Origin of the sequence: Geothrix terrae, assembly GCF_022808775.1 — a bacterium.
In the GTDB taxonomy this organism is placed as follows: Bacteria; Acidobacteriota; Holophagae; order Holophagales; family Holophagaceae; genus Geothrix; species Geothrix terrae.
This window is the reverse complement of record NZ_JAKZLA010000008.1, coordinates 78,486-93,025: the sequence shown is the minus strand read 5'-3', so window position 1 is coordinate 93,025 and position 14,540 is coordinate 78,486. Positions and strand designations below refer to the sequence as shown.

The following is a 14,540-nucleotide window of genomic DNA, read 5'->3' as shown; positions in this document are numbered from 1 at the left end:
CCATGACGCGGCTTTTCGACTTCCTGAGCGCGATCCTCGGGCTGGTCCTGCTATCTCCCGGTCTGCTCCTCATCGCGGCCCTCATCTGGCTCGTGGATGGCCGCCCGGTCTTCTACCGGCAGGTGCGGGTGGGTCGCGGGGGGCGCCCGTTCCGGATCTGGAAATTCCGGACGATGGTCGTGGACGCGGATCGCATCGGGCGCCCCCTCACCGTGAGCGGAGACCCCCGGGTGACGCGGACGGGAGCCTGGCTGCGGCGCTGGAAAATCGACGAACTCCCGCAACTGATCAACGTGGTCACGGGCGACATGGGGTTCGTGGGCCCCCGGCCCGAAGTCCCACGCTTCGTGGCGCTCTACACCGAAACGCAGCGCCGGGTGCTGGACCTCCGGCCGGGCATCACCGACCTGGCCTCGATCGCCTACCGGAACGAAAGCGATCTGCTGGAGGGCCACGAGGATCCGGAGGCCCACTACATCGGGACGATCCTTCCTGACAAGATCCGGATCAACCTCGACTATGCCGCGAAGGCAGGGGTCTGGCGCAACCTCAAGGTGATCCTGGCCACCCTCGGCCTCCTCGCCCCGGAGCGGGTCTGATACCGGTTCGCGTCCAGGCGTGAAGGATGTGCCCCGAGGCATCCCCTCAGGTCATGGGCCAATGAGGGATCGCCGTCCCCCTCTCGCGGGCCTCCATCAGGGCGGACAGGTGCATGACCCCGATGGGGATCGGCGCCTGCTTGGCATACCCCGCTGGGGTTCGGCGGAAGAGCGTGGTGGTGTAGACGTCGTTCAACACGAAGGTCATCGAGATCTCTCCGATGACCCAGCCCTTCGGCCCCCGCATGAAATCGTAGGCCATGGAGGTGAAGCCATGCCGGTTGCTGATTTCCAGGGCGAGATCGCAGGCCTCCGTGGGCAGATCCTCAGGCTCGACCATCTCCCACAAGCCGCTTCCGCTGGCCCGGAAATCATCGGGCCGGTTCCTTCGGACGAACACCGACAGGAGGTCGGTGCCCAGGGTCGTGATGCGCCAATCCGAATCGGCCTTGATGAATTCCTGAGCATAGATGTACCTGGGACAGGCGTTCAGATACCGGAGTTTCCTCGCCAGCAGGAGGTCCCCTTTCTCCAAGCGCGGCAGGTAATGGAATTTCATCATCACCTTTTCCATGAGGCTCTCCGGTCGGAAGATGCCCTTCAGCAGCTCCAGGGCCGCGGCACGATCCCGCATGCGGACCACACCGCTCGCCGAGGCGCCCATGTGCGTCTTGGCGATCAGTGGGTAGGTCGCCCCGTCCAAGTACGTCCGCGCCTCCTCTTCGCTGAAGCTGATGAAGGTCTCCGGTACCGGGTGGCCGTGGGCCTTCAAGAACAACGTCTCCCGGATCTTGTCGTCGTAGAGCCAGAGCATGAGGGAATTGGGGAAACAGGGGACTCCCATCGCCTCGATGAGCGGAATCATGGTCCGAATCTCCGCCATTTCGCTCGGGTCGCCCATCGTCGGGCGCCACACGAAGAGATCAACGCCTCTCACCGCCTCCATCCAGGCATTGTCATCCACCGGTACGCCGCGCGCTTCCAAGCCGAGCGTGGCGCAGGCCTCTTCGAACTCCCCCCGCCAGTTCGCGGGGACCCGGCGCATTCGATCACTCAGTCCGACGATCATGACTCGCCCTTCATGGCAGTGGATTCCTGGAGTGAGGTCTGGCGCATTCGGTGAGCGCCGTAGGCGCCCGCCACCAGCCCCACGATGAAATAGAAATGCCAATGGAAGGCGATGTTCGCGGTGGTGCAGGCCGTGATGATGCACGGAAGGGCCAGGGCGAAAGGAAGGCCTCCCTCAAGCGCTCGGACACGCCAGGCCTGGCTGAGAAGCAGGCCGCAAACGATCAGGAATGGAATGAGACCGAAGAGTCCCATTTCCACGGCGAACATGGCCATTTGATTGTGAGCCACGATGCCAACGTCGGAATCCCCAGTCCTGGACCGGTGCCCGAGTTCCACGCGGTAATTCTCGGGGCCCAAGCCATACAGCGGGGAGCGGAAGAACTGCTCGATGAGCACCGGCGCCATCCGGGCGCGGTCCTCGCTGCTAATGTCGGCGCTCACCACGCGTTCGGATCGCTTCTCGATGATCGACTTGGCCAGAACTCCGCCCACGATCGCGCCCATGAAGATGACCGACATCAGAATGGCGGGCGGGGACCATCGCGCACGTCGCGTTTCGATGGCCACCATCGTCACGACTCCGATGGCAGCGAGGATGGCAGCCGTGCGTGAGCCCGTCAAAAGAAGACCCAAGATCACGATGATCCCCCCCCCGGCGAACAGCAGCCGTGCCACCCACCCATAGCCCGTGCGAGGTTGGATCACCCGGGCGATGGCAACGACGAAGGCTGTTGCGTAGATGACGCCAAGCACGTTCGCGTTCTGCTCGAATGCGGAAACGCGCTGCGACCCGAGTGCTTCAACGATCGGGCTACCGACCCCGATGCCGAGCAGGTGAAGGACCCCCGCCAAGGTACAACCCAGAACGAAGAAGTCGCAGGCCCGCTTTCTCAGCCGGTCCTCCCTCAGGACGGCCGCCAGGATCCAGGCCCAGAGCATGGGCCGGATCATGTTGCGGGTTGAATCAGCCATCTGGTTCGGGAGGGTCGACAGCAGCGAACCATAGACGTACCGAGTGCCGAACAGAATCCCCATCCAGATGAGGATGGGTGAAAAACCCCGTTTGAGAACCCTCGGCGAAAGCAGGAGACAAGCCCAGAAGAACAGCTGGGTCACGCTCATCAGCGAATACTGACGGTTCGTCATCGGAACGAATACGTTCGTGAAGGGAACGAGGGCGATGGTGATCATCGCCCCCCAGGTCACGAAGGTCCAGGTCCCACGCAATTCATAGTTCTGCCCCGGGCCATCCTTGAACAGCTCCGCGACCCAGGATCGGGCCGAGCTTGGGCCTGGAAGCCCGGTCGCACGGTGTTCCGTCATCCTCGGCCCTCCTCCGGCGGAATCGCCCGATCAATCAAATTATCAAGGGAGGTTCGAAGCGCGCTCCGATGGCTTTCGCAACTGACCAGGTTGTAGATCCTGAGCAAATCCGCCGGGGTCAAGTGGCGGAACAGCCATTCGCGACGGTTCAATCGCTGGAGCCATCTCCCAAATCCGAAAAGCCGCGTCAGGAACCCAGCGCGTCGCTGATCACAGAATGCGTTCCACACCTGGATGTACCGTTCCGGATCCCCCAGCACCTCCGACTGAACCCGCAGCAGCTCCAGAAGGGCCTGAGCCTCCCGTTCGGAGGATCGCCGGATGCCACCTCCAGCGGCGCTCTGCTCGATCGGATGCAAGGACACCTCCGCGGGTTGTCCATCATGGAAGTTGATGACCAGCCCCAGACCCTGGCCGCCCAGCGGACCATGGTCGGCGTAATCGAAGATGAAATTTCCCTGGCCATAGAGGATCGTTCCACCTCGATAGACCTCCATGCATCCGACGCAGTGGGAGTGCTGGCAGACCACGACATCGGCACCTTGCTCCACCAGGAACCGGCAGGTCTCCCTCAACCAGGGCGCCGGGTACTGGAAGCCTTCGGTCCCTCCATGCAGAAGGACCACCAACCGGTCGAACTGACCCCGATGCTCGGCCAAGGTGCGGACGACCCAGATCGGGTCAGCGGGGTTCGCTCCCGGACGCGAACCCGTCGCCAGGCAGCGCTCATCTTCTGCGATGGCCAGGAAGGCGATGCGCACGCCTTTCCGCGTGACGATGAGGGGCTTGCGGGCTTCCGCCAATGACGCGCCGGCTCCGAAGGTGCCGAGATCCGCAGAGGCACAGGTGGCCAAGGTGTCCTTCAGGCCGGCCTCCCCGAAATCCATGATGTGGTTGTTGGCGAGACCTACGGCGCCGAACCCGCTCCGACGCAGGGTCTCCGCGGACCCAGGAAGAGCGCGGAGGTTGGGGCCGGATTTCGGCACCGGCCGACGGCCCCCCTCGGCGAGCGGGCACTCCAAGTTCGCCACAGCGAAGTCGCACCCTCGGATGAGGTCGAGCACATCTCCGAAGATGAGATCGGATTCACCCCTGTCAAAGGGACCTGACATGCGCCCGATCGGGCAGATATCCCCACCGACGAAGACCCGTGCGCCTCCTTCAGCCATGGCTCGCGACTCCTTTGCACCGCTTGCCCAGCAGCCACCAGACGGAAACCGAGACACAGCTGAAGGCCACCAGGGAGACCCCCAGGGAGGAGGCTGCGATTCCTGGAGCTCCCATCCGCTGCATGAAGACCCAGTCGAGGACAGCGTTCAGGATCGCCTGCAGGACCGCGATCGCGGCCAGGATATGGTTGGCGCGCATGGCATTGAGGGCCCGCACCAGCAAGGTTGCGGTGATCGGGATCGGCAGGCGAAGCAGATAGAACATCTGGATTCGGGACACGAGTCCGGTGTCTTGGGCCGAGAACCGGCCTCGCTCGTAGAGGATGGTCGTGATCAGCGTGGACCCTACAGCAAGCAGACAGGCCATGAGGATGCTCAGGGCCCCTACGATGAGAAGGTACTTCCAAAGGGTCCGACGAAATTCCAACCAGTTTTCCTCGCTGGCGAACTGCGAGAACCGCGGCAGCACGGCCGTACCCAAGGCCGCCATTCCCAGGCCGGCGAAGGCCGTGGGGATCTTCATCCCGTAGCTCAATGCGCTGTTGCTCCCAGGGCCGAGCATCGAAGCCATGCCCTGGTCCACCAGCGACATGGAGGTGATCAGGAAGGCCCCGCTGATGGTGGCCCCATATTGCGCGAGGACAGCCCGGACATGCTGAGTCATCCCGTGCCAGTGGGGCAGGAGGGAGTGCCCTCTTCGAAACAGGCTGACGCCCACCACCCCCGCCTCCAAGGCCGCCCCGAGAAGGGTTCCGGCCAACAGGGCGCCAATGCCCCAGACCTTGTAGGCCACCGCCAGGGCGGCCAGGATCGCGAGTGGATTCAGCGCCGGGGCCACGGCCACGATGCCGAACTTCTCGTGCGCGTTGAGGATCGCCCCCCAGGTCGTGGACAACCCCGTCGCCACCACCATGGGCATGGACCAGTAGACCAGTCGCTGAGCCAAGGCCAGCTTTTCGGGCGAGTACCCCGAGGCGATGATAGGCAGCCACCGGGGGGAGGTCAGGGCCACCACCAGGGAGAGGACTGTCAGCAACGCGAGATTGAGCAGCAGCACCGTGGCATAGAGTCGCCCCGCCGAGGCTGGCCCCTCCTTGGTGCGGACATCAATGTAGGTGGGGATCAGAGCTGCATTCAGGGAATTGGAGATGAGGCCGACGGCCACCGAAGGTGCCAGGGTGGCGATCACGAAGGCGTCGAAAGCGTTGGAAGTTCCAAAGGCGGCCGCGACCACCGATTCCTTCACGACGGACACCACCTTGACGCCCACCGCGAAGAACCCAACGGTAAGCACGGCCCGCAACACACCCCGGTTGGCCGCGGCCAAGGGGAGGCGGGCCCAGACTCGTCGCAACGCGACCACCACCATGTAGGAATCCACCTCTAGATTGGGCGTCTCAGGGATCTCAGGTTCTGATTCGACAGGGTGACGAACCCCGTCGAATGCTCAGCCAGTCGACCAGTTCCACCGGTTTTCGTCATGGTTCCATGTTCTCGCTTCCTGTCAAGGCATCATCGTGTTAATAACGTTCACTGTTTCATTCTTTACGCGTTTTTACCAAAAACCTTTGCCACATGATCCGAGGGCTCATCGAGGATGGTCCCTCATCGCCTTGGCATCCGATTCGAGCAGGCGCACCAGGCGGCTGGCGAGCGCCGTGCGAAGCGCGAGGAACCCCCACGACGGGAGTTCAGGCCCCATCCGGGCTTTGACGGCCCGGATCCAGGAAGTGGGGATGACCCGTTTGAGGGCGGCTCTCACCGCTCGGCTGGAGGTCGGCGTAAAGGCGGTGTCCGAGAGGTGCCCGAGGAGGCGGGCCCTCCACGAAGCCGGCAGCAGGACTTCGACAGTCTCGCTTTCGAGTTCCTCACGGAGCCAACGCAGATAGGGTTCCGAATGTATGAAGTCGCTACGGTCGTCGTCGGCGCCCATCGTCGCATAGGGCACCGGCGGGCCCGCGGCCCTCGCGATCTGGCTGAAGGCCGCCTTGCTGGTGCGCAGGTCGTCGGGCATCTGGCGGACGAAGGAGAGCACTTCGCGAGACAGGAGCGGGCTCGCGATCTCCACGAAGGGAGCCTTCACGTCATTCAATGCGGCGAGGCCGACGGGGATCCGGTGGCCATGGTAGAGGCGGTCTCGGTAGGCGGGGATGGATTCGCCGGCTCGGTGCTCCAGCGTTTCTGGGAGCCGCTGCGCGCCATCCGCGAGTTCCTCGGCCTCGGCCTCCGTCAGGAAATCCCCCAGCATGGTCAGGCCCACGGAGGTCCTCGCGTGCTGCACGGTCCTCACGGGGATCCAGCCGAAGCCCTCATCACCCCGGATCACCCCCGAGATTCCGCTCGCCGCGAAGGAAGCCCACATGCGCAGGCCATCCAGGTAGGGAAAGAGCTGGTCCGTGGCGCCCCCGCTGGCGGCCAGGAACTGATCCACGACCGCCGCAGGCGGATCTTCCGATCGTTCCGAGAGCAGGTAGTCATGGGTGAGGCCATAGTGCGAGGCGATCCTCCGGGCGATGAAGGCATCGTTGCCCGGCTGGTGGAGGGAGGACGCGAGTCCCCAGGTCATGGTGGGGGGGCGCGTTCCGGCTTCCACCAGAACCCCAAGGATGAACCGGCTGTCATAGCCTCCCGACAGGGGCAGGGCCCAGCGCGCCGAGGTGAAATCGAATCGTTGGATGGCCGCCCGCATGATCCCCAGCAGTTCCTCCCGGCAGGCCGCGGCGTTCATCGGCCTGGGGCTGAACTCGATCGGGGTGGTGCGAAGGTCCAGGGTCCACCGCTGGCGGTCCAGCACCAGGCAGGCGTTCTGGGGCAGACGGTGAATGCGCCGGTCCCAGCCATCCGAAGGGCCGAGCGTACTCGAGGACAGGAACCACGCAAAGGCGGCCCGGTTGAACTCCAGACTCTCCATAAGAGCGACCAGCGCCCGCTGGGACGTTGAGGCGAGGAAACGGGTCTCCGTGAGGACGTACCAGAGCGTCCTGGATCCCGCGAAATCGCTGCACAGTTCCACTCGCCCGCCATCGGATCGGACCAGGGCGAAGGATCCATCCGGCACCGGGGATCCAGGCTCGTGCCATGCCGGCCACGAACCCGCAAAAGCTCCCAAATGAGCCGAGGTTTCCCTCGCCGTGGCCGCCCCCACGGGCCCCGTTAGGCACAGTGCCTCCTGTGACCCCATCACCACCCGATGGGGGTGGCCGGTCACGTTGGAGGGCGTGATCCGGTCCGCCACACGCCTCAGATCGCCCTCGCTGAGCGCACCCTGGGGACCACGCCAACAGGCAAAGATCACATTGGACATGCCATACCTCCCGCGGGGATCTTCTGGCCTCTGGCCTGCTGGATGGCGCCCTCCCACAGGGCCATGACCCGCTCGCCCGAAAACCGCTGCACCACCTCGCCGGCTCGTGCCGAGAGGCGCGCACGCTCAGCGGGGTCCGACATCAGGGTGACCAGGGCCTCGGCCAAGGCCGAGGGATCCTCGGGGGGCACCAGGCGCCCATTCACGCCGTCCAGAATGATCTCCCTCGCCGCGCCCCCGAAATCTGTGCACACCACAGGAAGCCGGCAGGCCATCGCCTCCACCAGCGCATTCGGGAATCCTTCGGCGCGGGAGGACATGACAAACAGGTCCGCACCACGCAGGACCGCGTAGGGATGCTCGGTCAGGCCCGGGAGGCGGGTGCACCCGGACAGGCCCAGGCTCAGGGCCTGGGCTTCCAGCGCCTTTCGTTCAGGTCCCTCGCCCCAGATCTCCAGAGTCCATCCAGGCACCCGCTCCCGGACCAGGGCGAAGGCCCGCAAGAGGAGGTCGAACCCCTTGACCGGAAACAACCTTCCGATAGCGACGAGACGGTGGGATGAAGCTTTCCCGGGATCCCCCTCCTGAATGGGCGGTGGCGGGGGTACCGGGTTGGGAATGACCAACCCCTTTCTGCGAACCCCGGCGGGGAACCACTCCAGTACCGCCTGCGACTGGAAGACGACGGTGTCGGCTCGGGGATAAGCCAGATCGCGCAGGAGGCCCCAACGCCATCCGAGAGATCGCCTGGAGGGATCCGTACGCTCCGAGATGATGACGGGGATGCCGAGCCCTCGCGATGCCAGGACCGCCAGGATATTGGCCTTGTCGATGAAAGCGATCAACACGTCGGGCTGGGCCTCGCGGATCGCCCTGCGAATGCTGCGGATCCGGCGGAGGTTGTTGAAGAGCCCGGAAAGCAGGGTATGGCTTTCTCCCAACAGGTTCAGAGGTTGAACCTCGATGGCACGGTCCAGGTGGTAGAAAGGCGCCTTCCCCTCATCCTCCATGGTCAGGACCACGACCTGCCTCCCCCTCGCCGACCAGTCATTTGCGAGAAAGGAGAGCACCCGCTCCGCACCGGCGGCTCGAAGGCCCCAGATGAAAAAGCAGATCTTCATGCGCTCCTTCCTCGTGCAGGGGGTAGGGGGCTGGCCGGAGCCAGGGATAGACACGACTATGAAACGTCATTCTATCGATTTTTGACATCCGAATGTATTGTAGATGAAGTCCTGTTGGAGAACCTTGTTCCATGGAAACCGGCAGCCTCCCCAACCGATTGCTGTTCCCGTCTTGGCCATCGAATCCCCGGTGAAGGAGACGACCCGCATGACCGACAGCCGCTACCTGGTGCGTTTCGACGACATCTGTCCGACCATGAATTGGGCCATGTGGGAGGCCATCGAGGCTCGTCTGGTCCAGTTCGGAGTGAAGCCCATCCTGGCGGTGGTGCCCGATAACCGCGACCGCAAATTGATGGTCGACCCCCCCCACGCGGAATTCTGGGCCCATGTCCGTCGATGGCAGGCCATGGGCTACACCATCGCGCTCCACGGGTACCAGCACGTCTACGTGAACAGAAACCCCGGGATGTTGAAGCTGACCCCGCAGAGCGAGTTCGCAGGCCTTCCGCGAGCTGAGCAGGAGGCCAAGCTGAGATCGGGGCTCGCGATCTTCGCTCAGCAGGGCGTCCGGGCCGAGGCCTGGGTGGCCCCTTCCCATTCCTTCGACCGCACCACCGTGGAGATCCTCGCGGACCTCGGCCTGACCCACATCAGCGACGGCCTCTGGCCCCGGCCTTTCACCGAAGCCAACGGGATCACCTGGATACCTCAGCAGCTCTGGGATTTCCAATCCAGGCCCGCGGGCATCTGGACCGTGTGCAACCACCACAACCACTGGACCCCGCAGCGGCTGGAGATGTTTGCCGAATCCCTCCGCACCTATGCGTCCCGCCTGACGGATGTCCCCGCCGTGCTCCAGGACTACGCGGGACGGAGGCTCTCGCTGTCCGACCGCTGGCAAGGATTTTCAGAATACGTCTGGACCCACCGCATCATGGGGCCCCTCTGGACCGCCCGGCGGCATCTGCGCGAACGAAGGGCGATGACCCAATGACCCGGAAAACCCGCGTGCTGTTCCTCATCAATTCCCTCGCGGCAGGCGCCGAGCGACAGCTGACGCAATTGGTGCGGGCGATGGACCGGGATCGGTTCGGCCTCCACATCGCCGTCATCTCCGACCCCGGATACAGGAATCGAGGCGAGTACTGGCCGGAGGTGGCATCGACCTCAGGTGTGACCCTTCACAGCCTCCACAGGCGGCAAGGTCTCCTGGGCTACCTGTGCGCGCGGCGCGTTCAGGTCATCCCGAACGACGACGACGTCTCTCGGTTCAGCCCGAATCCCCGGCCGGGCTTTTGCAACGGAAGCCCCTGGCCTCGATGGTCTTGGACCTCCTTCGAGAGGCACCGGAAATCCACTCAGCCCGCCGCGCAACCTGCCGGGCCCGGATCTCGACACGGTTCAGCGACCAAGCCCTGGCCCGGGACACCGAGAAGGCCTTGCTTGGCCTCCTCTCTGGAGACCTCCTCCTCGTCCAGCCTGTCGGAGCACCCTCGATGAGCACCCACTTCGAAGGCCCACGCTATCTGCTCCGCTTCGACGACATCTGCCCGACCATGGATTGGTCGACCTGGAACGCCGTCGAGGAGATCCTGGTCGCACAGGGTGTGAAGCCGATCCTGGCGGTGGTTCCCGATAATCAGGACCCGAAGCTGATGGTCGATTCGCCGGCACCCGACTTCTGGGATCGGGTGCGTGGTTGGCAGGCGCGGGGATGGGCCATTGGCCTGCACGGGTACCAGCACCTCAGCGTAAATTCGGAATCAGGCATCCTGGGCTTCCCGTCGAAGAGCGAATTCGCCGGCCTGCCCTACGGGGAACAGCTCCACAAACTGAAACTCGGCATGGAGATCTTCGCCCGCGAAGGGGTCCGGCCAGACGCATGGATCGCGCCTTCCCATTCCTTCGACCTGGTCACCGTGGCCGCGCTGAGGGAGCTCGGGATCCGAACCATCAGCGATGGCATGGCCTTCGGTCCCTACCAGGACAACCAGGGAACCGTCTGGATTCCCCAGCAGTACGCGATGATGCGACCCATGCCTTGGGGGGTGTGGACCTTCTGCTACCACCTTGGTCTTCTCTCCGGAGGGGGGATGACCCTCTTCCGGAAGCGGCTGGAGCAGCTGGGGCCGAGAATGATCTCCCTCAGCGAGGCGAGGGCCCTTGGCGGCCGCCGCCTCTCCCCGCTGGACCGGATGGTAGGCCTTTCCCGGAAGATGCTGACCATGACGCGGAGGCAGCGAACGAGGGGGGCGTCGTGACCCGGACTCGAGTCGTATTCCTCATCCCTTCCCTGATCGCGCATGGGGCCGAGCGGCAGCTGTGCGAGCTGGTGCGGGGGATGGACAAGAGCCGGTTCGAGGTTCACATCGTGGTGTTCTATGGCCCCGAAGCGCATGGCGAGAACCATCTGTGGGGCGAGACGGAGGGGATCCCGGACAGCACGTGGTATTGCCTCCATAAGCGGAGGGGCAGTGCGGGGTACCTGACCGCGCTTCCCCGCCTACTGGCCCTGCTGAGGCGGATCCAGCCGGACGTTCTCCATGGGTACATGGACGCCAACTTGCCGGCCCTGCTGCTGGGGCGCCTCCTTGGCAGACCCGTGGCCTGGGGTATCCGCCGCACCAGCAGCGACCTTTCCCTGTTGGATGGCCGATCCCGGTGGCTGCTCAGGATCTCGGCGCGCCTGTCCCGGTTCACGGATCTGATCATCTTCAACTCTGAGGCGGGACGGGTCAGTCATCATGCCATGGGCATGCAAGCGCCCCGGATGCTGGTCATCCCCAACGGATTCGATGTCACCCGATTCGCGCCGGCCTTGCCCAGCGGCCTGAAGCAGCGCCGCGCCTGGAATGTGCCCGCGGAGACGCCGCTCATCGGCATCGTGGGTCGTCTGGAACCGGTGAAGGACCACCCCACCTTCCTGCGCGCGGCTGCGCGGATTGCCCGTGATTGGCCTGGAGCGCGCTTCGTCTGTGTGGGCAGCGGGCCGGCGGGCTATTCGGAGTCCCTGAAGCAACAGGCCGAGTCCCTCGGCCTCCGCGACAGCGTCCTGTGGCCTGGTGCGTGCACAGAGATGCCCGCCGTCTATAACGCCCTGACCGTACTCGCCCTGTCCTCGACCGACGAGGGTTTCCCCAATGTCCTGGGCGAGGCCATGGCTTGCGGCATCCCCTGTGTCTCGACCCGGGCTGGCGATTCCGAGCGGCTGGTGGGCGACCCTGAGGCTGTCGTGGACCCTGGCGATGATCGGGCCCTGGCAGCGGCCATCTCCCACCTCCTGGGAGAACCCGCAGCGTCCCGCGCCGCGAAGGGCCTGGCCCAACGCTCGCGGATGTGCTCGGAATTCAGCACTGAGACGCTCGTCCGCAGAACGGAAGCCGCGCTGGCATCCCTGCGTCGCCTCCCATCGACCCGCCCTTTCCCTGCCGGTGCCTGAATGTACGACATCGTGTTTCTCACTGATCAATTGGGCCGCGGGGGGGCCGAGACTCAACTGGTCCGGATCTGCAAATCCCTGCATCGAAGGGGTTGGAAGGTGGGCGTCCTCTCCCTTTTTCCCGGCAGTGATTTCGACGAGGAACTCCAGGCCGATGGCATCCCCCACCTGTCGTGCGAGCCCCTCCGCGTGCCGAAGAACCATCCTCTCATTCCGATTCGCATGACGCTGCGGCTCATCCGGCAGCTGCGCGCCTGGAAGCCGTCCGTGCTGATCTGCTTCAGCTACCACTCTGACGTCATCGGCCGCGTGTGCGGTCGATTGGCGGGCGTCCCGGTCATCATCGGCTCCCTCCGGACCGCCATCGCCAAGACCTCGCTTCGTGAAAAGGTCTACCGGATCACCGAACCGCTGGTCGATCTGACCGTCTCGAACTCCCAGGCCGGAATCAATTACATGGTTTCGCGGAAGGTCCTCACGCCGAGGAAGACCCTGGTGATTCCAAATGGGATGTTCACCTCGGATTACCCCTCACCCGTTCCCCGAGAGGAGATGAGGGCCGACCTCGGAGTCGCCCCGGAGGCCTTCCTGTGGCTCGCGGTCGGCACGCTCAGTCCGGCGAAGGACTACCCCACCATGCTCGAGGCGGCGGCGCAATGCGCAGTGGCCGACCCCCGATTCCGCCTGGCCATCGCGGGAGGAGGCGAGCGGATCGATGCCCTCCGGGCGGATGCGGAGATGCGCGGACTGGGTCAGGTCGTGCACTTCCTTGGGAAACGTACCGATGTGGCGCGGCTCATGAAGGCAGCGGATGCCTTCGTGCTCTCTTCGGCCTGGGAAGGCCTTCCCAACGCCGTGATGGAGGCGCTGGCATCAGGCCTTCCTGTCGTGGCGACGGATGTCGGGGGGGTCCGGGAGCTGGTAGCCCCCGGCCGCTCCGGGTGGATCGTTCCACCGCGCGACCCGGCAGCCCTGGCGAACCAGATGCTGGCCGCGATGGCCCTGGATGCCCCCGCGCGTGACCGGATGGGTGCGGTCGGACGGGAGCACATGGCCACCGGCTACGACCAGGAACGCATCATCGAACGGTGGGAGGACCTGGTCCGCCATACGTCGGCGGCGGCCCGGAAGCTCTTGCCGAAGCAGGCGCCTACCTTTGTCATCTCATTGGACTTCGAGCTGCTCTGGGGCATCCGCGACAAGCAATCCATCCAGACCTACGGGGACCACATCCTGGGGGAGCGCGAAGCCATCCCGGCCATGCTTGCATTGTTCAAGCGATACGGCATCAAGGCCACCTGGGCAGCGGTGGGCATGACCCTCTTCGACCGCCGCGAGGAGCTCCTCAAGCACTTGCCGGACCTGCGACCCACCTATGATCGCGAGGAGTTGAATCCCTACCTGGCCCTGGACGAGATCGGAGCAGACGAGCGCTCCGACCCCTACCACTTCGGGCTGTCCATGATCCGCCAGATCCTCGACTGCGAGGGCATGGAGCTCGGGAGCCACACCTTCTCCCATTTCTACTGCCTGGAGAGGGGTCAGACCGAGGCCCAGTTCCGCGATGACCTAGAGGCCTCCATTGCCGCCATCCAACGGTTGGGACGCCGCCCGGTCAGCTTCGTGTTCCCCCGGAACCAGTACAACCATGATTACCTGTCCATCTGTGCGGAGGCCGGATTCACCTGCTTCCGTGGCAACGAAAAGGCCTGGATGTACCGCGAGGCCGCCAACGATTCCCTTTCTTCGACCCTGCGGACGACCCGCCTGTTGGACCACTACCTGAACCTTTCCGGTTCCAACGGTTTCACCCCCCATGAAGAGGGGGGGCTGATCAACTGCCCCTCCAGCCGGTTCCTGCGGCCGATCAACCCCTACCTGAAGCCCATGGATGGGTTGCGCCTACGGCGGATCAAGCGCGCCATGGAGGCGTCAGCCGAGGCGGGTGAGTGCTTCCACCTCTGGTGGCACCCCCATAACTTCGGCACCCATCTCAAGGAGAATCTGGCGAATCTGGAGGAACTCCTCCGGTTCCATGTCATCCTGCGCGACCGCCACGGCGTGGTCCCCATGAACATGGGGGAGATCGCCTCCAGGGCCCGGACCAGCCGCAGGTCGGCTCCATCACCAGGTCCCCGAGTTGTCGTAGGAGCGGGTTGATGGGCCGCTCCTCGCAGAACCAGGGTGCCTGGGCAGCCCCCGAAGCCGGGGGGCACGGTGTTTGCCGCTCCCGTTACTTGGGCAATGCCTTGGTGGGGGAGCACGGTCCCAGCCCAAGAGAGCGACCAGTTTCAGAGACCGGCGTCATTCTGATGCCACTCCTCGGCTGCGAAAACATACGCCTGCCGGTTCAGGCCTCGCACGGTTCCGGCGGCCCCTTTCAGGGCCGAGCTGAGCGCGCTCAACCTCCGCGAATCCGTCGCACTGCGGGGCAACACCCAGCCCCTCGGCCCTCGATCTGGGCGAGCTTTGCAGTTTGTACTATTTCAAAAATTCCCATTAGAAATATAC

Annotated in this window: 11 protein-coding genes; 5 read left to right on the top strand and 6 right to left on the bottom strand. The window is 64.5% G+C overall.

Features of this window, described 5'->3' with window-relative positions; translation table 11 throughout:
• The first annotated feature begins 2 nt into the window (after positions 1-2).
• Positions 3-599 (top strand): sugar transferase, encoded by a 597-nt coding sequence (locus tag MLE42_RS14365; RefSeq protein ID WP_243288565.1) that lies wholly within the window; start codon positions 3-5, stop codon positions 597-599.
• 46 nt (positions 600-645) lie between these two features.
• Here MLE42_RS14365 and MLE42_RS14360 read toward each other — a convergent pair whose 3' ends face one another.
• From MLE42_RS14360 to MLE42_RS14335, 6 genes are all read right to left on the bottom strand, one after another.
• Positions 646-1,464 (bottom strand): ATP-grasp domain-containing protein, encoded by an 819-nt coding sequence (locus tag MLE42_RS14360; RefSeq protein WP_243288564.1) that lies wholly within the window; start codon positions 1,462-1,464, stop codon positions 646-648.
• Between the two features lie 200 nt (positions 1,465-1,664).
• Positions 1,665-2,993 (bottom strand): O-antigen ligase family protein, encoded by a 1,329-nt coding sequence (locus MLE42_RS14355; RefSeq protein ID WP_243288563.1) that lies wholly within the window; start codon positions 2,991-2,993, stop codon positions 1,665-1,667.
• The gene (locus MLE42_RS14350; protein WP_243288562.1) at positions 2,990-4,162 is read right to left on the bottom strand and encodes a CapA family protein; all 1,173 of its coding nucleotides are present in this window, start codon (positions 4,160-4,162) and stop codon (positions 2,990-2,992) included. The genes MLE42_RS14355 and MLE42_RS14350 overlap by 4 nt, the downstream gene beginning before the upstream one ends.
• On the bottom strand, positions 4,155-5,531 hold the full coding sequence (gene murJ / locus MLE42_RS14345; RefSeq protein ID WP_243288561.1) for a murein biosynthesis integral membrane protein MurJ: 1,377 nt from the start codon (positions 5,529-5,531) through the stop codon (positions 4,155-4,157). Before murJ ends, MLE42_RS14350 begins: the two co-directional genes overlap by 8 nt.
• Positions 5,532-5,750: 219 nt before the next feature.
• A complete protein-coding gene (locus MLE42_RS14340) occupies positions 5,751-7,220 on the bottom strand; it encodes an asparagine synthetase B family protein (protein ID WP_243288560.1) in 1,470 nt (489 codons plus the stop codon).
• Between the two features lie 233 nt (positions 7,221-7,453).
• Positions 7,454-8,587, bottom strand: coding sequence for a glycosyltransferase family 4 protein (locus MLE42_RS14335; protein ID WP_243288559.1), 1,134 nt, complete (start codon positions 8,585-8,587; stop codon positions 7,454-7,456).
• Positions 8,588-8,795: 208 nt separating this feature from the next.
• Here MLE42_RS14335 and MLE42_RS14330 point away from each other — a divergent pair, with 208 nt between their 5' ends.
• The 4 genes from MLE42_RS14330 (at position 8,796) to MLE42_RS14315 (ending at position 14,189) form a co-directional block, all read left to right on the top strand.
• Positions 8,796-9,584, top strand: coding sequence for a DUF2334 domain-containing protein (locus tag MLE42_RS14330; protein ID WP_243288558.1), 789 nt, complete (start codon positions 8,796-8,798; stop codon positions 9,582-9,584).
• 502 nt (positions 9,585-10,086) lie between these two features.
• Entirely contained in the window at positions 10,087-10,851 is a 765-nt protein-coding gene (locus MLE42_RS14325; protein ID WP_243288557.1) for a DUF2334 domain-containing protein, read from the top strand.
• Positions 10,848-12,029: a glycosyltransferase gene (locus tag MLE42_RS14320; RefSeq protein WP_243288556.1), complete on the top strand. Its 1,182-nt coding sequence runs from the start codon at positions 10,848-10,850 to the stop codon at positions 12,027-12,029. The genes MLE42_RS14325 and MLE42_RS14320 overlap by 4 nt, the downstream gene beginning before the upstream one ends.
• The gene (locus MLE42_RS14315; RefSeq protein WP_243288555.1) at positions 12,030-14,189 is read left to right on the top strand and encodes a glycosyltransferase; all 2,160 of its coding nucleotides are present in this window, start codon (positions 12,030-12,032) and stop codon (positions 14,187-14,189) included.
• The last annotated feature ends 351 nt before the right edge of the window (positions 14,190-14,540 follow it).